Origin of the sequence: Xanthomonas sp. GPE 39, from assembly GCF_000963005.1 — a bacterium.
GTDB lineage: Bacteria > Pseudomonadota > Gammaproteobacteria > Xanthomonadales > Xanthomonadaceae > Xanthomonas_A.
In genome coordinates, this window is record NZ_JZHZ01000007.1 from 293607 (window position 1) to 313095 (window position 19489).

The 19489-nt window shown below is 64.1% G+C and carries 16 protein-coding genes and 1 riboswitch; of the genes, 12 read left to right on the forward strand and 4 right to left on the reverse strand.

Going from position 1 to position 19489, the window contains the following annotated elements:
* Positions 1-75: 75 nt before the first annotated feature.
* Both XALGPE39_RS01045 and XALGPE39_RS01050 read left to right on the forward strand, forming a co-directional pair.
* Positions 76-1173 (forward strand): NADH:flavin oxidoreductase/NADH oxidase, encoded by a 1098-nt coding sequence (locus tag XALGPE39_RS01045; protein ID WP_045728860.1) that lies wholly within the window; start codon positions 76-78, stop codon positions 1171-1173.
* A 61-nt stretch (positions 1174-1234) separates the two neighbouring features.
* The gene (locus XALGPE39_RS01050; protein WP_045728861.1) at positions 1235-2110 is read left to right on the forward strand and encodes an NAD(P)-dependent oxidoreductase; all 876 of its coding nucleotides are present in this window, start codon (positions 1235-1237) and stop codon (positions 2108-2110) included.
* 228 nt (positions 2111-2338) lie between these two features.
* Here the strand turns inward: XALGPE39_RS01050 and XALGPE39_RS01055 are convergent, their stop codons facing one another.
* Both XALGPE39_RS01055 and metE read right to left on the reverse strand, forming a co-directional pair.
* Entirely contained in the window at positions 2339-4309 is a 1971-nt protein-coding gene (locus XALGPE39_RS01055; RefSeq protein WP_045726626.1) for a choice-of-anchor X domain-containing protein, read from the reverse strand.
* Between the two features lie 220 nt (positions 4310-4529).
* On the reverse strand, positions 4530-6821 hold the full coding sequence (gene metE, locus XALGPE39_RS01060; RefSeq protein ID WP_045726627.1) for a 5-methyltetrahydropteroyltriglutamate--homocysteine S-methyltransferase: 2292 nt from the start codon (positions 6819-6821) through the stop codon (positions 4530-4532).
* A gap of 210 nt (positions 6822-7031) precedes the next feature.
* Positions 7032-7284, reverse strand: a riboswitch (cobalamin riboswitch).
* Positions 7285-7697: 413 nt separating this feature from the next.
* Between metE and XALGPE39_RS01070 the strand changes: the two genes are divergently transcribed.
* The 7 genes from XALGPE39_RS01070 (at position 7698) to XALGPE39_RS01100 (ending at position 15749) form a co-directional block, all read left to right on the forward strand.
* Positions 7698-8648, forward strand: a complete 951-nt coding sequence (locus tag XALGPE39_RS01070; RefSeq protein WP_045726629.1) for a hypothetical protein — start codon at positions 7698-7700, stop codon at positions 8646-8648.
* 155 nt (positions 8649-8803) lie between these two features.
* Positions 8804-9829, forward strand: a complete 1026-nt coding sequence (gene dusA / locus XALGPE39_RS01075) for a tRNA dihydrouridine(20/20a) synthase DusA (protein ID WP_045726630.1) — start codon at positions 8804-8806, stop codon at positions 9827-9829.
* 391 nt (positions 9830-10220) lie between these two features.
* Positions 10221-10571 (forward strand): hypothetical protein, encoded by a 351-nt coding sequence (locus tag XALGPE39_RS15390; RefSeq protein ID WP_152624935.1) that lies wholly within the window; start codon positions 10221-10223, stop codon positions 10569-10571.
* Between the two features lie 97 nt (positions 10572-10668).
* Positions 10669-11352: a response regulator transcription factor gene (locus tag XALGPE39_RS01085; RefSeq protein WP_003469280.1), complete on the forward strand. Its 684-nt coding sequence runs from the start codon at positions 10669-10671 to the stop codon at positions 11350-11352.
* Positions 11353-11434: 82 nt separating this feature from the next.
* Positions 11435-12805: an ATP-binding protein gene (locus XALGPE39_RS01090; RefSeq protein WP_200893894.1), complete on the forward strand. Its 1371-nt coding sequence runs from the start codon at positions 11435-11437 to the stop codon at positions 12803-12805.
* Positions 12806-12944: 139 nt separating this feature from the next.
* Positions 12945-14528 (forward strand): DUF1800 domain-containing protein, encoded by a 1584-nt coding sequence (locus tag XALGPE39_RS01095; RefSeq protein WP_045726633.1) that lies wholly within the window; start codon positions 12945-12947, stop codon positions 14526-14528.
* A 30-nt stretch (positions 14529-14558) separates the two neighbouring features.
* Positions 14559-15749 carry a DUF1501 domain-containing protein gene (locus XALGPE39_RS01100; RefSeq protein WP_045726634.1) on the forward strand — a complete coding sequence of 397 codons (1191 nt, stop codon included), beginning with the start codon at positions 14559-14561 and terminating at the stop codon, positions 15747-15749.
* Between the two features lie 18 nt (positions 15750-15767).
* Here the strand turns inward: XALGPE39_RS01100 and XALGPE39_RS01105 are convergent, their stop codons facing one another.
* Together XALGPE39_RS01105 and XALGPE39_RS01110 are read right to left on the reverse strand one after the other, a co-directional pair.
* Positions 15768-16556, reverse strand: a complete 789-nt coding sequence (locus tag XALGPE39_RS01105; protein WP_045726635.1) for a M90 family metallopeptidase — start codon at positions 16554-16556, stop codon at positions 15768-15770.
* Entirely contained in the window at positions 16523-16807 is a 285-nt protein-coding gene (locus tag XALGPE39_RS01110) for a hypothetical protein (RefSeq protein ID WP_235429724.1), read from the reverse strand. Before XALGPE39_RS01110 ends, XALGPE39_RS01105 begins: the two co-directional genes overlap by 34 nt.
* A gap of 163 nt (positions 16808-16970) precedes the next feature.
* On the opposite strand from XALGPE39_RS01110, the gene birA reads away from it, so the two are divergent.
* From birA to XALGPE39_RS15015, 3 genes are read left to right on the forward strand one after another with little or no spacing between them, the layout of a single operon-like run.
* Positions 16971-17936 carry a bifunctional biotin--[acetyl-CoA-carboxylase] ligase/biotin operon repressor BirA gene (birA, locus tag XALGPE39_RS01115; protein ID WP_045728862.1) on the forward strand — a complete coding sequence of 322 codons (966 nt, stop codon included), beginning with the start codon at positions 16971-16973 and terminating at the stop codon, positions 17934-17936.
* The gene (locus tag XALGPE39_RS01120; protein WP_045726637.1) at positions 17933-18673 is read left to right on the forward strand and encodes a type III pantothenate kinase; all 741 of its coding nucleotides are present in this window, start codon (positions 17933-17935) and stop codon (positions 18671-18673) included. Before birA ends, XALGPE39_RS01120 begins: the two co-directional genes overlap by 4 nt.
* A gap of 9 nt (positions 18674-18682) precedes the next feature.
* Positions 18683-19465 (forward strand): hypothetical protein, encoded by a 783-nt coding sequence (locus XALGPE39_RS15015; RefSeq protein ID WP_045726638.1) that lies wholly within the window; start codon positions 18683-18685, stop codon positions 19463-19465.
* Positions 19466-19489 lie beyond the last annotated feature (24 nt).

Consider the following 19489-nt stretch of genomic DNA (forward strand, 5'->3'; position numbering starts at 1 on the left):
GTTGATCCACCGCCGTGGTAAGCGTGCAATAGCTATCTGCCCGAATCGTGCGGGCGTCTTTTGCGGAATGCCATCGTGAGCCTGTTGTTTTCGCCCCTCGCATTGGGGCCGTTGTCGCTATCCAATCGCATCGTGATCGCGCCGATGTGCCAGTACGCCGCCGATGCCGGCTGCGCCAATGACTGGCATCTTCAACATCTGGGGCAGTTGGCGCAGTCCGGTGCCGGATTGCTGATTCTGGAAGCCACGGCGGTGGAGCCACGCGGGCGCATCAGCCCTGCCGATCTTGGGCTATGGGACGACACCACCGAGGCGGCGCTGCGCGAGGTGGTGACGTCCGTGCGGCGTTGGTCGCCGATGCCGCTGGGGATCCAGCTTGCTCACGCCGGACGTAAGGCATCCACGCACACGCCTTGGGACGGTGGTGCTGCGATTGCGCCAACCGAGCCGAATGGCTGGCAGACGGTGGCACCATCGCCGCAGCCTTTCGCGGCCGATGACGTGCCGCCGCAGGCGCTGGACCTGGAGGGAATCGATGCGATTATCGCCGCGTTCGTCGCTGCGGCGCAGCGCGCCGAGCGGCTCGGTTTCGCGCTTATCGAGTTGCATGCCGCGCATGGCTACCTGCTGCACCAGTTTCTGTCGCCGCTGAGCAATCTGCGCGAAGACGCCTACGGCGGCAGCTTGAACAATCGCATGCGTTTATTGCTGCGCGTGCATGCGGCAGTGCGTGCGGCGGTTTCGTCCACGGTCGCGGTGGGTGTGCGCATCTCGGCCACCGATTGGATCGAAGGCGGCTGGGACGCTGCTCAAAGCGTGGTGCTGGCGCAAGCGTTGCAGGCACAGGGTTGCGATTATCTGCATGTATCCAGTGGTGGACTGGACCGCCGCCAGCGGATTCCGGTCGCGCCGGGTTACCAAGTGCCATTGGCCGAGACCCTGCATCGCGCGGTGAACATGCCGGTGATCGCAGTGGGTTTGATTACCGAACCGCAGCAGGCCGAAGCCATTCTGGTCGAAGGCCGCGCCGATGCGATCGCCTTGGCGCGTGGCATTCTCTACAACCCGCGCTGGCCGTGGCATGCCGCTGCGGCGTTGGGCGCCACCGTGCGTCCAGCACCGCAGTACATGCGCTGTGCGCCTTATGCGGCACGCAGCCTGTTCGATGCATGATGCGCTTCGACTCAAGCATGTCGATTGTGGCCAGCCGGTGGATTCCTTCAAGGAGCATGCAATGAATATCGGGTTTCTCGGACTGGGAACGATGGGCCAGCCGATTGCGCACAATTTATTGCGCGCCGGACATGCCTTGACCGTCTGGAACCGCAGCACGGACGCGGCGCAGCCGTTGGTCGAGGCGGGTGCGCAACTGGTAGCGCAACCAGCCCAGGCCGTGCGTGCGCCGGTGCTGTTCTCGATGCTGGCCGACGATACGGCGGTGCGCGAGACGCTACTCGAACGCGGCGCACTGGATGCACTGACCGCCGGCAGCGTCCACGTCAACATGGCCACGATCTCGGTGGCGCTGGCGCGCGAACTGAGTGCGTTGCATGCCGAGCGTGGCGTTGCGTATCTGGCGGTGCCGGTGCTGGGGCGTCCGGAGGTGGCCGCTGCCGGCCAACTCAATTTGCTCGCTGCCGGTGATGACGCCGCGCTGGCGCGGGTGCAGCCGCTGCTGGACGTGCTCGGGCGCAAGACCTGGTACTTCGGTGCGGCGCCGGAGCAGGCCAACGCGGTCAAGCTGGCGGCCAACCTGTGTTTGGCCAGCGCGATTGGCACCATGGCCGAGGCGGCAGCACTGGTGCGCGGTCATGGTGTGGAAGCGGCGGAGTTTCTGCTCATGTTGACCAGCAGCGTGTTCGCCGCGCCGGCCTACCAGACCTATGCCGACATGATCGCGCAGCAGCGTTATAGCCCGGCTGGTTTCAAGGCCACGCTGGGATTGAAGGACGTGCGATTGGCCTTGAGCGCGGGCGAGACCCGGCATGTGCCGATGCCGCTTGCGGCGGTATTGCGCGATCAGTTCATCGAGGCGATTGCCCATGGCGATGGCGACTTGGATTGGTCGGCGTTGGCCAAGGTGGCTGCGCGCCGTGCTGGGCAGGCGTAACGCGCCATCGTTTCCAGCACTTTTTGGCGACATCGAGTGCATGCTCGCGTCGAGCGGCAGGCATGGTGGTTGGCACGGATCGAACTCGAGCGCATCTGGCCGGTGCGTGTGTGGACATGTCGAACACCCGCAGCCTGCTTTGTGCTCAGTGTCCGCTGGCGGTGTGTCGGTCACTGAGCCGGGGAATCGGAATGCGCCGGCATGGCGCACGCCGATTCCATCCGACGGTTAGCGTGCCGCGCTGGCGTTCATTGTCGCGTTGCGGTTGGCGTCCAGATATTGCGCTGGATAGTTCATGCCGGTGTTGTGGCATTCGCCGGTGGTGTGGCCCATGTTGACGCCACCGGGCAACTGTCCGTTGACTTCTTCGACGATGCCGTCATTCGGATCGCTCAGCACCATTTCCGTGCTCTTGTCGCAGAAGCTGTCGTACCACCGCTTCTTGGTGAACGAGGTCGTGTAGTAGTGCACCAGCGCGCGTGCCGAATTGGGAATGCCGGCCAGCCATGCCTTGGCGCCATCGTAGGTCATGTCCCTGTTGGGGCCGCAATCCTTGCCGAAGTACTTGCCTGCCGTGGCCATGACGCCGGCCAGGTTCGTGCCCTGATAGGGCGCGCCCACGGATTGCATCACCAAGCCACCGCTGGCGTTGTCTAGGCCGCTCCAGTAATAGGCGTAAAGTTGCAACGCGGCCATGCCACCCTGACTATGCGCGATGGTGCCGAAGGAATGCCATTGGCTACCGAACTGCCCAAGCAACTGCGCGAATTGGTCGTTGCTGCGATTCTGGTCGATGTCCAAAAACAACGCCGCATTGGTGAACTGCTGCAGCGGCCATACATTGCCGTCCGAGCAGTAGCCGTGTACCAGCACCAACTTCTGGCCAGTTCCTTGCGGTTCCGTACGGTCCAGGGTGCGCACGGTCGCCGGGCGTTCGCCCATTCGCATGCTTTCGTCGATGGCACCACCGCGGGCGATGCTGTCGCTGCGCAATGTCGGCAACGTCAGCGCCAGCGTGTCACGCGTGGCCAGAGGCACGAAATTGTCCGGATCCTCGACACGCAGATGACGCAGGGTGAAGGGCGCGTGCGCACCGGCACGCACGATCCAACGTTCGTCCAGGCTCAATGGCAAGCGTCCGTCCTGCGGTGCGATCATGCCGCCGAGCCAGGCGACCGGAACAGCAGTGCCGTTGCGGCCGGTGCCCCACAGTTCGCCGAGCACGCGATAGTGCGCCGGCGTTTGACTGCCGCCAGTGCGCACCGGAATCGGCAAGGTCAGCCGGGTGCCAGGTTGCGCGTTGGCGACCACCGCATCGGTCGCGATGCGCAGGGTCGTGTCCAGCACCGGCAGCACATGCTCGCTGGTGCGGACGAAAGCCTGACCGCTGGTGTCGTGGCCGTGCACCACCACTTGCGCGACGTAGGTGCCGGTCGCCGTCGCCGCGAAATCGCCGGCATACACGCCGTCGCCGGCGGCACCATCGTTGTGGCGACCGTCATCGGCCATTGGCCATTGGCTGACTGTGCCATCTGGCGCGATCACCCGTAGTTGTGCGTTGTCGATGCGACCAGCGCCGGCCTTGCCAAGCGTGATAGTGCCCTGCGCATCGATGCTGCTGAGCATGGCCGTCAGGCCGATGCGTTGACCACGCTGCAGTTGCCGCCGGTCACTCTGATACGAGGCCAGTTGGGTGCGCGCGTCGCCCTCCATCAGCACGTAGCCGCGTTGGGCGGTGTTGTTGTCCGCCTGAAGGGTCAGGGTCCAGTCGCCGTTGGCGGCGCTGTCCACTTGGTAATCGAGCGTCTGCACGGCGGCTTTGCCAGACCCCAGGCGACCTGTCTGGGCGCTGGGAGTGAGCACAGTGGTGGTCGCGTTGGCTGCTGCTGGCGTGCTCAGGCGTGGCTGCCAATCGTGTCCGTTGGACAGGACCAAAAAATGTAATTTGCCGTTCTCCACCGGGAGCGTGGCATGCCACTGCGCGGGGCTGCCGCTATGCGCAGCTGAGAATTCCACTGGCAGTAGCGCGCTTCTGGAGAGGATCGCGGTCTCTGCTGGCGCTGGTGCGCGCATCTGCGCGAATTCTTCCGGCGGGCCGGCCAATTGTTTCGGAATCAGTTCTGCCGCCTGCAACGCAGTGGCGGGAATGACCAGACATAGGATGCAAGCTGCGTAAAGTTTAGGACGTCTGATTAGCATGATGCACTCTCCATATGAGTGTGAATCACACGTGGATGCAGAGAGTAGGGTGCTGCCTGCACGGCTGCGAGGACGCCGTCATGCCCGTCGCCACGCAATTCGGACTCGTTATAGCAGTCTGATTGTCACGGGCAAATATCTTGTGCCGTCATTGTTTCATCATGAAAATAGCGAGCTGTTCGATGATGCCCGGCGCACTGCTGCGCCGGGCATCGTTACTTCACGCGGCCTGGGCGTGTTGCGTGCGCAATTGCTGCGCCGCCTCCACCATTGCCTGGAGCGCACTGCGCGTCTCCGGCCAGCCGCGGGTCTTTAGGCCGCAGTCGGGGTTGACCCAGATATGCTGCGGATCCAATACCGCACGGGCTTTGTCCAGCAGGTCCACCATTTCCCGGGTGCTGGGCACGCGCGGGGAATGGATGTCGTAGACGCCCGGGCCGATCCCGTTCGGATAGCGGTAGCGCACGAATGCTTCGAGCAATTCCATGCGCGAGCGCGAGGTTTCGATCGAGATCACGTCCGCATCCATGGCCGCCACCGATTCGATGATGTCGTTGAATTCGGAGTAGCACATGTGGGTGTGGATCTGGGTCGTATCGCGCACGCCCGCCGCGCTAATGCGGAAGGACTGCACCGCCCAGTCCAGATACGCCTGCCAGTCGGCGCTGCGTAGCGGCAGGCCCTCGCGGAACGCGGGTTCGTCGATCTGGATCACGTTGATGCCGGCGGCTTCCAGGTCGCGCACCTCATCGCTTAGCGCCAGTGCGATCTGCCGGCAGGTTTGCGCGCGTTCCTGGTCGTCGCGCACGAACGACCACTGCAGCATCGTCACCGGGCCGGTCAGCATTCCCTTCATCGGCCGATCGGTCAGCGACTGCGCATACTGCGACCAGCGCACCGTCATCGGTGCCGGACGCTGCACGTCGCCGTAGATGATCGGTGGTTTCACGCAGCGCGAACCGTAGCTCTGCACCCAGCCGTATTGGGTGAAGGCGAAGCCGTCGAGTTGTTCGCCGAAGTATTCGACCATGTCGTTGCGCTCGAACTCGCCGTGCACCAGCACGTCCAGACCGAGTTGTTCCTGGATGCGGACGCAACGCTCGGTCTCTGCGGCGATGAACGCGTCGTACTCGGCATCGCTGATCTTGCCCGACTTGTGCTGCGCACGCGCCTGACGCACCTGCTCGGTCTGCGGGAACGAGCCGATGGTGGTGGTCGGATAAGCCGGCAGTTGCAGTACGGCCTGTTGCGCTTGCTTGCGTTGCGTATACGGTGCTTGACGGTGTCCGGCATTCTCGTTGAGCGCGGCCAGACGTTGCGCCACTTCGGGGCGATGCACGCGCGTGGAAGCGCGCCGCGCCGCCAGGGCATCGCGCGCGGCGGCGAGCGCCGTCTGCGCTTGCGGCAGGTCATCCAGCGCATCGGCCAGCGTGCGCAGTTCCTGCAGTTTTTGTTTGGCGAACGCCATCCAACTGAACAGATCCGGATCCAGGCGGGTTTCTTGCTGCAGATCCACCGGCACATGCAGCAGCGAGCACGACGGTGCCAGCCACAGCCGTTCGCTGCCGAGATGGCCGCTGGCATAGCGCGCCAGGGTCAGCGCGTTGTCCAGCGGCGTGCGCCACACATTACGGCCGTTGACCAAGCCGGCGGACAGGATGCGGTCTGCCGGCAGCGCCTGCAGCACGGCATCCAACTGCGCCACGCCGCGCACCAGATCCACATGGATGCCGTCCACCGGCAGCGCCATCGCCAATTCCAGGTTGTCACCGAGCTCGCCGAAATAAGTGGTCAACAGCAGCTTCGGTCGCGGTGTCTGCGCCAGGAAGGCATAGGCGCGGCGGTAGGCGTCTTGTGTCGCCTTGTCCAGATCCAGCACCAGCGCAGGTTCGTCGATCTGCACCCATTGCGCGCCGGCGGCTTGCAGTTTCTGCAGCAGTTCGGCGTAGACCGGCAGCAGGCTATCCAGCAGCGCCCAACGGTCGCTACCGTCCACGGTCTTGGACAGTGCCAGGAACGTCACCGGCCCGATCAGTACCGGACGGGTGAGCACGCCCTGCGCCTTGGCTTCCAGGAACTCGACCAGCGGCTTGTCGCCGCGCAGACGGAAATGCTGATTGCGTGCCAGCTCCGGCACCAGATAGTGGTAGTTGGTGTCGAACCACTTGGTCATTTCCAGCGCGTGCAGATCCAGGCCGTTTTCCTGCGTGCCGCGCGCCATCGCGAAGTAGCCGGCCAGCGGGTCGGCATCGGCGAGCGCGCGATAGCGCTGCGGGATCGCATCGAACAGGAATGCGGTATCCAGCATTGTGTCGTACAGGCTGAAGTCGTTGCTGGGCGGCACATCCACCCCGGCCTCGCATTGTAGTTGCCAGTGACGCTGGCGTAGTTCGCGCGCGGTGTCTTGCAGTTGCGCGCTGTCGGTTTCGCGGCGCCAGTAGCGTTCCAGCGCGCGTTTGAGCTCACGCCGCGCACCGATGCGCGGGAAGCCGAGATTAGTCACGATCGTCATGTTGCGTTTCCTCATTGCGGTCAAGGGCATTGAGGAACGAAGGAACCGCGCGCCGCGCGCCCGCTTGCACGGAACGCTCGTCACACCAGCGACCTTCGCCCCCGCGGGCGAACCGATACCCTGCGGGCAGGCAGAAAACGTGGCGCAGCGCGAGGCCACGTCACGGTTCCAGCCGCCTCCCCGCGGAGGTGCCAGGTCGAATCAGAGGACGCACTGTCCTCCGGCCGGGGCCGGTATTCGGGCTGATGGACATGCGCACCGTGCCGGCTGCGCGCCTACTATCCGTCGCTTCCCAGGCCGGCATGCGCCACCCTGTGCCATTGACGGAGGTCGTTTCCATTCACCGCTGCGGGGCAGCTCCGGAATGGGAGGGCGCTTGCGGCGCCAGCCTTCACCGGATTCCCGTTTAAATCCATCCCTTCATCCGAATGAAGCGATGGATACCTTCGGCGAGCGCACCATAGGCTGAATTTGGCTGGCGGTCAAGCGGCATTGCCGGTGTGTCTGCCGCGATGGTGAATGGTGGCCCGGCGATGCGCGCGCCGACCGATCCGGTTGCGCGCCGTTGCGCTGCGGTTGGCGGCGGCATGCGTTTGTTCAAGGTTGAAGAATTGGTTGAGAGTTGGCGGAGGAAAAACACCCCGGGTCAAACGCGATGTCTCTGCAATCGGGCAGTCTGTTGCACTGTTATGCGCATGGAATGGCAGTGAAAAGGCCTGAGACGATAGGTCGATTGGCACAGGGCAGCCATGTATTCCATGGGATATGTTGGCAGTGCCGCGATGGGCGGGCGCACGGATGGGGGCTGTCTCGGGCGGCACCTACCACCTGTGGTTGCGCCGCGCGGGTGCGTCTTTCCAACCCAGGTAACCTTTCATGCTTAATGCGCTTTTCCTTCGCTCCGGCGTGTGTGTGTCCCTTCTCATTGCGGTCATCACCGCAGGTGCCACGACGGCTGATCCAGCCGCGGACAAGTCCGCGACGGTGCCATTCGTGTACCGCAAACTCGGTGGGGCCACGCGCCCGGTTATCAACGTGCAGTTGAACGGGCATCCTTACCAGATGATGGTGCATTCGAATGCGTCGTTCTACATGCAGTTGGTCCATCACGTCGCTAACGAGGTGGGAGTTAGAGATCTGCAACATCGGGGTACTTACGGAATCCAAGAGCCGGGCAAGCTCAGTCCGCTCGGACTCGACGGCGGTAGATTGAACCTGCTCACGATGGGCAAGGCCAACGCTGTGAACGTGCCGGTGTCTGTTTTCGAGACGCCAGAGCCTAAAAACGGCGTGGGGATGCTGGGGATCAAATGGATCGCCGCAAATCGCGTGGTGCTGGATTATCCCGGCAAGCGTGTGTTGGTGAGTCCCGATGCCATGCAGACGTCGACCCTGCGTGCAAGCTTGTTGGCCAAGGGATATGTGGCCGTGCCCATGCAGTTCGACAAGGAGCAAGAGCGTTATACCGTCAGAGCGGCGCTTGGCTCGGTGGAGCGGTCGATGACCGTCAGCACGGTCGGGGAAGTCGACATCGACCCGGAATTCGCGAGTCAGGCCGGTGTGGAAAAGTCCGAGGAGAGCAAGCTAATGTCGGGCCCCAAGGGGGCGCAAAATTACGCTTATCTGACCAAGCATCCGGTTGTTGTGCGGATTGGCGACTGGTCGTCCAAGCCCACGCAGGATGCATGGATCGAGGATCAGTATGCGTATTCGAGCAAGCCTCGCCCAGCCGGGGAGGCGCTGGGAGGAATGCTGGGAGCGGATTTCCTGGTAAACGCAGGGGCGGTTATCGATTTTGGCAACAAGACGCTCTACCTGCGCAAGTAGGGAGGGAGCCCTTGAGGCCGCAGTCGATCCGGCTGCGGCAATCTCCGGCAGGAATGCGCGCTCGCACCGGCAACGTCCGTGGCGAAGGTGTAAGCTATTGATCCCAAAGTCAAAGCCCTAGTGCTGCGGCGTGCCGCCGACACCACTGCCCTGCCGTGCCGACCACGCTCCCGCTCCTCGCTGCCGACCTGCCCGCGCGCTACGCCGCTTCGCTGCGCCTATCCGTTGCCCCCATGATGGATTGGACAGATCGCCATTGCCGAGTATTCCACCGGCTGCTGGCGCCGTCGGCGCGCTTGTATACCGAGATGGTGCATGCCAATGCGGTGGTGCTGGGCGATCGCGCACGTCTGTTGGATTTCGATGCGGCCGAGCACCCGCTGGCGTTGCAGTTGGGGGGGAGCGATCCGACGCTGCTGGCGCAAGCAGCGCGGATTGGCCAGGACTGGGGCTACGACGAGATCAACTTGAATTGCGGTTGCCCGTCCGACCGGGTGCAGGCCGGGCGTTTCGGCGCCTGCCTGATGCGTGAGCCGGGCCTGGTGGCCGAATGTGTGGCGGCCATGGCGACGGCGGTGGACGTGCCGGTGACGGTGAAGTGCCGGCTGGGTGTCGATCAGGACAACGACTACGCCACATTCCTGGCGTTTGTCGATCACGTGGCGGCAGCGGGATGCCGTCTGTTCGTCGTGCATGCGCGCAATGCCTGGCTGCAGGGTTTGTCGCCCAAGGAGAACCGCGAGGTGCCGCCGTTGCGCTACGACTGGGCATATCGGCTCAAGTGCGAACGTCCGCAATTGCAGGTCGTGCTGAACGGCGGTCTGACCGACGTGGAAACGGCGCAGGCGCAGTTGGCGGCGGTCGATGGGGTCATGCTGGGGCGGGCGGCCTATCACGACCCTTACGTCTTGCATCGGCTGGACGCCGCCCTGACCGGCGCGACGCCACGACCGCGCGTGGAATTACTGCGTGCATTACAGCCCTACGTGCAGGCGCGTTTGGCCGAGGGGCTGGCGCTCAAGCATATCGCGCGGCACTTGCTCGGGTTGTTCCATGGCCAGCCAGGTGGCCGCGCCTTCCGTCAGGTGCTCAGCGAGGGCGCGCATCGCTCTGGCGCGGATTGGGGGCTGCTGGAGCAGGCGATCCAGGTCACGCAAGGCGTGCGCCGCGTGGCTGCCTGAGCGCAGCGGCTAAACCCTGGGTTTGTTCGGGCCAGGTGAGCGGATGGTGCATCCCTGGGCTGTCGTGGCTGTGTTCTCCGCGCGCCCTGTGGGGTCTTTTCGCCCCCTATTACGTTGCTGCGTTCAGGTTGCTGCGGTGTCTGGCGATCCTGTCCTCTGTGCCCGCAAACCCCTGCGCAGAGGGGCGTTGGCGGCCTGACGGTGCTGTTCAGTCGTGGCGAGTGAAATTCATTTCACTGAACCGGCTGGAGGCGGGATGGGAAAGTTCAGACCGGATTCACCCCGAAAAATCAACAATTTGGCTCAAATTTGACGTCGCCATCGCGTTCCTGAAAGGTGCCGAATTTCACAAATTTTGAACATCCCCGATCAGTCCGTTAGGATGCCCGTCGTGATCTTCTCCGTTCTACGCCATTGTCGTTTTGCCGCCGTGATTGCGCTTGCGCTCGCGTCGGCTGCGGCTGGTCACGACCGGGGGCCGCCGCAATCCACTCCGGGACCAGTCGCTCCCTCGGAGCCGGCGCGCGGTCGCGAATCGGCGGGCAATTCTCTATCTGATGCGGTGCGGCGCGTGCAGCGGTCCACCGGCGGGCAGATCCTGGGTGCTGAGCGCGTGCCGTTCGATGGCCACGATATCAACCGGATCAAGTATATGGACGGACGAGGACGTGTGCGCTACATGGACGACCCGCAGCCCGCTCACGCGCCGCCGCAGCCGACCAGGCCCAACGAGCCTGACTAATCACCACACCACGATCACCCGTGAGTATGGATAGTCCGTTCAGCCTGTTACACACCGTTCCGGCCATTGGCCATTTGTCAGTTACTAGGGAGAGTTCATGCGTATCCTTCTGGTCGAAGACGAAGCTCCGTTGCGAGAGACCCTTGCTGCTCGCCTGAAGCGCGAAGGCTTTGCGGTGGATGCGGCGCAGGATGGTGAGGAAGGCCTGTACATGGGCCGTGAGGTGCCCTTCGATGTGGGCATCATCGACCTCGGTTTGCCGAAGATGTCGGGCATGGAGCTGATCAAGGCCTTGCGCGACGAAGGCAAGAAGTTCCCGGTGTTGATCCTTACCGCGCGTTCTAGCTGGCAGGACAAGGTCGAAGGGCTCAAGCAGGGCGCGGACGATTATCTTGTCAAGCCGTTCCACGTCGAGGAGTTGCTGGCGCGGGTGAACGCGCTGCTACGCCGTGCCGCTGGCTGGAGCAAGCCGACCCTGGAATGCGGCCCTGTCGCGCTGGATCTGGCGGCGCAAACCGTCAGTGTCAGCGGCAGCAATGTCGACCTGACCAGCTACGAGTACAAGGTGCTCGAGTACCTGATGATGCACGCGGGCGAACTGGTCTCCAAGGCCGATTTGACCGAGCACATCTACCAGCAGGATTTCGACCGCGACTCCAATGTGCTGGAAGTGTTCATCGGGCGCTTGCGCAAGAAGCTGGATCCGGACGGCGAGTTGAAGCCGATCGAGACCGTGCGCGGTCGCGGCTATCGGTTCGCGATTCCGCGCACCGAAGGCTGATCGCAGCCGCTCGCGAACAAGCTAAGGAAGCGACCGCGTGGCGGCACGATCCAGTTGGTATAAGCGCTGGCGCCCACGTTCTTTGCAGGCGCGCCAGTTGCTCGCCGCCAGTCTCAGTCTGGTGGCGTTCCTGGCCGCAGCCGGCTACGCGCTGGATCAGGCCTTCGCCGATACGGCATTGAGTAACCTGCGCGAGCGCCTGAAAAGCTACGCCACCGCCTACGCCAACAATATCGACGTGGCCCGCGACGGGTCGCTGTACATCAACAACGACAAGCCGCCGCCCGATCCGCATTTTGATCGCCCCGGTAGCGGTTTGTATGCGCAGATCGTGATGCCCAACGAGCGCTGGATCTCGATGTCCAGCGAAGGCCCATTGCCGCCGCGTGGCGGCATGCTTGAGCCGCGCCAGGAAACCTTCGACGGCCCTTGGCCGATGACCCAAATCGACGGCAGCGTCGGCGAGGTCTATCGCTACGGCATCGGCCTGGCTTACGTGCGTCGAGACAAGGAAACCCCGGTCACCATCTACATCATGGAGGACACGCGCGCGTTGGGTGCGCAGTTGCGTGTGTTCCGCGGTCGGGTGTGGTTCAACCTCGGTGGTGCCGGCCTGATCCTGCTGGTGTTGCAAGCTTTCATCTTGCAGTGGAGCTTGCGGCCGCTGCGGCGGGTGATCAACGAACTGACCAAAGTGCAGCGCGGCGAGGCAGTCCGCATGGGCGATCGCCACCCGCGCGAACTAGAGCCGCTGACCGACAGCATCAATGCCTTCATCGAGAGCGAGCGCGAGAATCTGGATCGTCAGCGCAACACCCTGGCCGATCTGGCGCATAGCCTGAAGACGCCGTTGGCGGTGCTGCGCACCCAGCTCGACAGCGATGCGCAAGGGCCGGAACTGCGCGAGGAACTGGACGCGCAACTGCGGCGGATGAACAACCTGGTTTCCTATCAGCTCGCCCGTGCCGCTTCCAGTGGCCACAAACTGTTCTCCGCGCCATTGCCGATCGAGCCCAGTGCCGAGGAGATCGTGCGTGGGCTGGAAAAGGTCTACGCCGCCAAGGGCGTGCTGTGCGAGTTCGACATCGAGCCGAGCGCACGGTTCCACGGCGAACCCGGCGATTTGCAGGAATTGCTCGGCAACCTGCTGGAGAACGCGTTCAAGTGGGCGCGTCGGCGGGTGCTATTGAGTGTGCGCCCGACACCGGCCGCCGGTAGTCGCCGTGCTGGCCTGGTCATTGTGGTGGAGGACGATGGTCCCGGTATCGCTCCGGAGGAAGTGGTACACATCCTGCAACGCGGTGTACGTGGCGATGAACGCGTGCATGGCCACGGCATTGGCCTGGCGATCGTCCAGGATCTGGTCAAGGGTTATCGTGGCGAGTTGCAGGTGAGCCGCTCCGAGGAACTGGGCGGCGCCAGTTTTCTGGCGACCCTGCCGCCTGGTTTGTAGCCGCGCAGACCGTAGGTCCGGCCGAGGTGAATCCCGTGGAAATGAACGCGCAATATCCAACGGCGACTTAACCCGGCAAGCTTCCAGGCGCGGATACTGCGCCGACTTTCAACCCGTTTTACCGACGAGGAGCATCCGCATGCCCGAGTTTCGGCATCGTCCTGTCGCATCGCGCTTGCGCGTGCATGGTCGCCGTGTATTGCATACGACCCAGCGCTTGATGCTATCGCTGCTGTTGGTGCTGTTTACGGTGGGTGCCATCGCCGCCAGCCAAAAGTTACTTGAGCGCGACGATGCGCGCTGGTTGCAATCGATGACCAACGGTCTGGATGGCCCCAGCGTGGCACAGTTCCAGCGCGATGGACGCAAACGCTTCCTTCGCGCGCAATTGCAGGCACCTGATGGCGATGCGACCTTGCCTGCGCCAGTGCGTGCGGAACTGGACGGCTATGAGGCATTGCACACGCCAGTGCAGGAGTTGCTTCGGCAGCAGGCCAACGCTCAGGAAGCGATTAAGGCGATGCCTGACGGCGAGGCCAAGGTCGCGGCGAAGAAGGCGACTCAGCATCACGCCGATGTGCTGCTGATGCAGGCCCGACAGGCGCAGGTGCTACGCGCGATCTATGCACCTGACCAATTGCGCGAACAGATGGTGTGGTTCTGGCTCAACCATTTCAGTGTATTCGCCAATAAGGGCCGACTGCGCTGGACCGTCGCCGACTATGCAGACAACGCAATCCGTCCGCATGCGTTGGGCAAGTTCTCCGATCTGTTGCTGGCAACGTTGCAGAGCCCAGCGATGCTGGAATATCTGGATAACGCCCAGAACGCCAAAGGGCGTATCAACGAAAACTACGCGCGCGAATTGATGGAGTTGCATACGCTGGGCGTGAATGGTGGCTACACCCAACATGACGTGCAGCAATTAGCGTTGATCCTCACAGGCGTCGGCATCGCTCCTGCTGACCGCGCGGCACCGCCGAAGTTACCGCCGCTCTTGCAGACGCAGTACCTGCGCCGCGGTGCATTCGAGTTCAATCCGGCGCGACACCAACCAGGCGATAAAACGCTGCTCGGTCAACGCATCGCCGGTGGTGGTTTCGATGAAGTCGAACGTGCGGTGCAATTGATTGTGCGTCAGCCTGCGTGTGCGCAGTTCGTGTCGCGACGCTTGGCCGAATCCTTCGTCGCCGACGATCCGCCGCCGGCGCTGGTACAGAAAATGGCGCGGACCTTTCAACATAGCGATGGCGATATCGCAGCGGTGCTGCAGGTCATGTTCACTGCTCCAGAGATGACGGCCGGAGCGCCGCATAAGTTCAAGGATCCATATCGTTTCCTGGTGTCGGCGCTGCGCTTGGCTTACGACGGGCAGATCATTCTCAATCCGCAGCCGTTGCTGGGATGGTTGAATCAGATGGGCGAGCCGAGTTTCGGGCGCATTACTCCCGATGGCTGGCCATTGCAGTCCAGTGCCTGGAACAGTTCGGGGCAGATGGCACAGCGCTTTGAGATCGCACGCGCGATTGGTAACGGCAACACGCAGTTGTTCACTCGCGATGGACAGCAGGGCGGCGGCTTTCCACAACTGAGTTCGCCGCTGTATTACCAGGCGATCGAGCCGCAACTGAGCGCTGCCACGCGCCAGGCACTGGCACAGGCGCGCTCTGCGCAGGAATGGAATGCGTACCTGCTGGCTTCACCCGATTTCAATTACCGTTGATGTGCAGCTAACGTCGCACGGAGATTCGTCATGCACCGCCGCCATTTCCTGCTCGCATCCGCCACCGCTGCGGCGGGCCTGCCGTTCGCTGGGCGTTTGTTCGCTGCGCCAGCACCTTCGCCACGCTTGCTGGTGGTGTTCCTGCGCGGTGGTTATGACAGCAATAACTTGCTGGTGCCGTATGCCAGCGACTTCTATTACGCTTCGCGACCGAGTCTGGCGATCGCACGGCCGGACCCGGCCAATCTGCAAAGCGCCATTGCACTGGATACACAATGGGGCTTGAATCCACGCTTGCGCGACACCTTGCTGCCGCTGTGGAACGATAAGCACCTGGCATTCGTGCCATTTGCCGGTACCGACGATCTGTCGCGCAGTCATTTCGAAACCCAGGACAGTATCGAGGCCGGACAGCCGGCGGGATTGCGCAGCGACTACCGGACCGGATTTCTGGCGCGTCTATCGCAGGTGGCCACGGGTACGCCGTCGATCGCCTTCACCGATTCCTTGCCGCTGAGTTTTCAGGGAGGGCGCGATATTCCCAATCTCTCGCTCAAGCGCAATCCGATGCCTGCTTTCGACCAGCGTCAGGCCGACATCTTGGCCGGGATGTACCACGGCACACCGCTGGCCAGCGCCGCGCACGATGGCCTGGTACTGCGTCAACAAGTTTCCCAGGCACTGGGCGAGGAGATGCAGCAAGCCAACCGTGGCGCCGCTAGTGCGCGCACCTTCGCCGAGGAAACGCGCCGCATCGCCACGCTGATGCGCGAGCGCTACCGGCTCGGCTTCGTCGACGTTGGCGGCTGGGACACGCACGTCAACCAGGGCAGTACCGATGGCGCGCTGGCCGACAATCTGGCCAATTTGTCCGAAGGTTTGACCGTCTACGCCGACACGCTTGGCTCGGAATGGCGCAATACCGTGGTGGTGGTGCTGTCCGAATTCGGCCGCACTTTCCGCGAGAACGGCAACAAGGGGACCGATCATGGTCACGGCACCACCTATTGGGTGATGGGCGGTGCGATCAACGGCGGCCGCATCGCCGGCGAGCAGGTGGCGGTGAGCAAGGATAGGTTATTCCAGGATCGCGATTATCCAGTGTTGACCAATTATCGCGATCTGTTCGCCGGACTACTTGCCTGCATGTGGGGGCTGTCGCCGGCACAATTGCAGACGGTGTTCCCGCAGGCGCATGTGCGGGATCTGGGGCTGGTTTGATCGATGCCGGCCGTGCGCCTAGTCGGCGGCGAACGGGGAGGGGCCATAGAACCGTTGCAGGTGCGCGGCCACCTCGGGCATCTCGCGCTGCAAGCGTTGCGGTGCCGAGAAATGGTATTCGCTGACCACGGCAAAGAATTCTTCCGGTGCCTCGGCGGCGTAGGCGTCGATCTCGCTTGCGCGAGCGCTGTCCACACGTTTGCAGAAGGCGTCGTAGTTGCGTTGAAAATCTATCGCCCACTGTCGCTGCCATGCGTGTGGCAGCAGTGGCGTGCCATCCAGTACGCCGTCGAGGGCATCGAGTTTGTGGGCCATCTCGTGCACCGCCACGCAGTAGCCGGCGCGCGGATCGTCCAGGTCCGCCTGCACGTCGGCCCAGGACAGAATCAGCGGCCCGCTCTCCCAGGCTTCGCCGATCAATTCGTCTTCCCATTCGTGTAGCACGCCTGTGGCGTCGATGTGGCTGCGTTGCACCCGGAACGCATCCGGGTACACCAGCAACTGCGACCAGCCTTGCAGGCCGCCAGCACCGAATTCCAGCAGCGGCAGACAGCACAACGCAGCGAGTACGCCGCACTGGGCCGCATCCAATTGCAGGCCAGCCAATGGCGAGATGGTTTTGCGATGCAGGAATTCGGCGGCGAGCGCGCGCAGACGTTGTTCGCGCGGGGCATCCAGCGACGCCACCCATGCACAACGACGCCGGACTTCCCTCCAGAGCCTGTCGTCTATGGCTGCAGGCGCCGGCCATAGCGCACGCAGCCAGCGTGAGATCAGCGGAACATTCCTGGCAGGAAGCTGTGCCATTTGGGCATGCGCATGTGCGGGGCCAGATCACTGTCGCCACCACCACCGCCACCGACATCGGGTGCGTTGTCGGATTTGGCCGTGGAGGCGTGCGTGCGCGAGGCGGGTGTCGGGCGTATCCGTGCCTCGTCCATCTCGGTCGCGTCGTTGTAGGCGCAGTCGCTGTGTTGCTTGTCGGCCGTCACATTGGACGCGTGAGCGACAACGAGCAGAAGCGGCAGCAAGAGCAGGCAGGGCAGGAGACGGCGCATCGTCGGCATCTGGTGCGGGCGGCGGTGACCCTGGATTCTAACGCGATTTTCAGGTGCTGCATGTAACAGCGCTGGGCGTGCGCTGTGTGTTCCCGCATACTTTTCCGCTCCGAGGTCGCGCCCTGACGGGTGCCAGGATTGAAACGAGGCGATGGAACCTGCGTTGGACGAGCGCGAACTACTGGCCCGGCTCAGCCAAGGTCGCCTGTCCGGCGATGCCTTGGCCCGCTCGTGCGGGTTGACCCGGGCCGCGGTGTGGAAGCGGATCCAGGCGCTGCGCGCGGCTGGCGTGGAGATCGATGGCCGCGCCGGCGAAGGCTATGGCCTGGTGCGGCCGCTGGAGCTGCTCGATGTCCAGGCCATCCGCGCCGGGCTGGTTCCGGCGGCACGCCAAGCGCTGGCCAGCCTGGAGGTTGCCTGGACCCTGGTGTCCAGCAACACGACCCTGCTGGCGCGGCCGGTCCCGGCGCATGGCTGCGAGGTGTTGCTGGCCGAGCGCCAGACCGGTGGCCGTGGGCGTCGCGGCCGGGTCTGGGCCTCGCCGCTGGCGGCGCATCTGTATTTGTCCGTGGCCCGTGGTTTCCAGGGGGGGCTGGGGCGGCTGGGCGGCTTGAGTCTGGCCGCCGGCGTGGCGGTGGCCGAGGCACTGCACGCCGCCGGTTTCGCCACGGTCGGGCTGAAATGGCCGAACGACCTGCTCGCCGACGGCTGCAAGCTGGGTGGGCTGCTGGTGGAAGGTGGGGGCGAATTCGCCGGGCCGGCGCGCGCGGTGATCGGCCTGGGCTTGAATGTGCGCATGCCTGCGGCCAGCGCTGGGGCGATCGATCAACCTTGGACCGACCTGACGACGCTGGCCGCCACGACGGTATCGCGCAACGCCATCGCTGCGGTAGTGCTGTCGCATCTGCTGCCAGCGCTGGCGTTGTTCGATGAGCAGGGACTGTCGCCGTTCCTGCCGCGCTATGCCGCGCTGGATCTGTTGGCCGGGCGCGCGGTGCGTATCGACGACGGTGGTGTGGTGCGTGAGGGAGTGGCGCTGGGACTGGCCGAGGATGGCGCGTTACGGGTGGCGTTCGCCGATGGCGAGCGGCCGCTGCATGCCGGCGACGTCAGCGTGAGGCCGGTATGAGCGATTGGTTGTTCGACCTGGGCAATTCGCGTTTCAAATTCGCCGCGTTGGAGCACGGCCAGCTAGGGCCGGTGCAGGCGTGGCCGCACGGCGCCGAAGCGATGGACATGGCAGCCATGGCGGCCTTGCCGAGCGGCGCTACCGCGTATGTCGCCAGCGTCGCCGCACCCACTCTGACGGCCGTGGTGCTGGAGGCGCTGGAGGCCCGCTTTGCACAGGTGCAGTTGGTACGGACCACGGCCGTCTGCGCCGGCGTTCGTATTGCCTATGTGCAGCCGCACTCTTTCGGGGTGGACCGTTTTCTGGCATTGCTCGCCGCGCATGGTCAAGGCGACGTGCTGGTGGTCGGTGTCGGTACCGCGTTGACGATCGACCTGCTCGATTGCGATGGCCTGCACCGTGGGGGTCGCATCGCGCCGTCCCCGACCACGATGCGCCAAGCCCTGCAACACCGCGCCGCGCAACTGCCGGCCGAGGGTGGCATGTATCACGAATTCGCCGCCGACACCGCCGATGCCTTGGCGTCGGGATGCGATGGCGCCGCGCTGGCGCTGATCGAGCGCAGCCTGCAGCAAGCCGATGCGTTGCTGGGGCGGTGGCCGCGGCTACTGTTGCATGGCGGCGGTGTATCACCCCTGTTGCACGCGCTGCCGACGGCGGAGTTGCGTACCTCGCTGGTCCTGGAGGGCTTGGCGCTGTGGGCGCAGGCGCATGCTGTACCCGGGGATGCTCGGTAGACTCTGGCCATGCTCGTTCGTGCTCTGCTCGTCGTCCTGACGACACTCAATCTCGGCGTCGCGTTGTGGTGGGCGATGCAGTCGCCGGCCCCGCTGACCACGCCGTTGCCGGCATTGCCGGTCGGGGTGGCGACATTGCAATTGGTGCAGCCACCATACGCTGAGGCACCGCCACCGCCTCACGACGCCCCTGCGGAGAACGTAAAGGCTGCGGAAGCCAAGGTGCCGTCGGTGCCTGCTGGTACCGAAAAGGCGGTTGCTGTTGGCGCAGCTGCGGTTCCGTCGCCTTCGGCCGCTGTCGCGACGGAACAACAACCAGTCGCGACGCCTGCGCCCGCCGCACCTGTCTGTCTGAGCTTGGGGCCGTATGCGGACCGCGCGACCGCCGAGGCCGCGCTCGCCGCAGTGCCGGCGACGCAGGCGCATCCGCGCGAAGTTACCGATAGCGGTACCACCACGTTCCGTGTGTTGCTGCCGGTCATCGGTGGTGAGGACGGCCTCAGGGTCGCCACCGAGCGCATCGCTGCTGCCGGCATTGGCGATTACTACCCGATTCACCAGGGCGAGACCGGCAGCGCCATCGCCCTAGGCCAGTACCGCAGCCGCGAAGGTGCCCAGCGCCGCATCGCCGAACTGGCCCTTGCTGGCGTCAATGCCGACCTGATTCCCGGTACTGGCCACACGCACTGGTGGCTGGACTTGCGCGTTGACTCGGCAGCACAGGCGGCGGCGCTGCGCCGGCACCTTGGCAATGTGCGGCAACACCCGTTGGATTGCGCCACGTTGCGCTAGAATAGCGCTTGCATGCACTGGTCA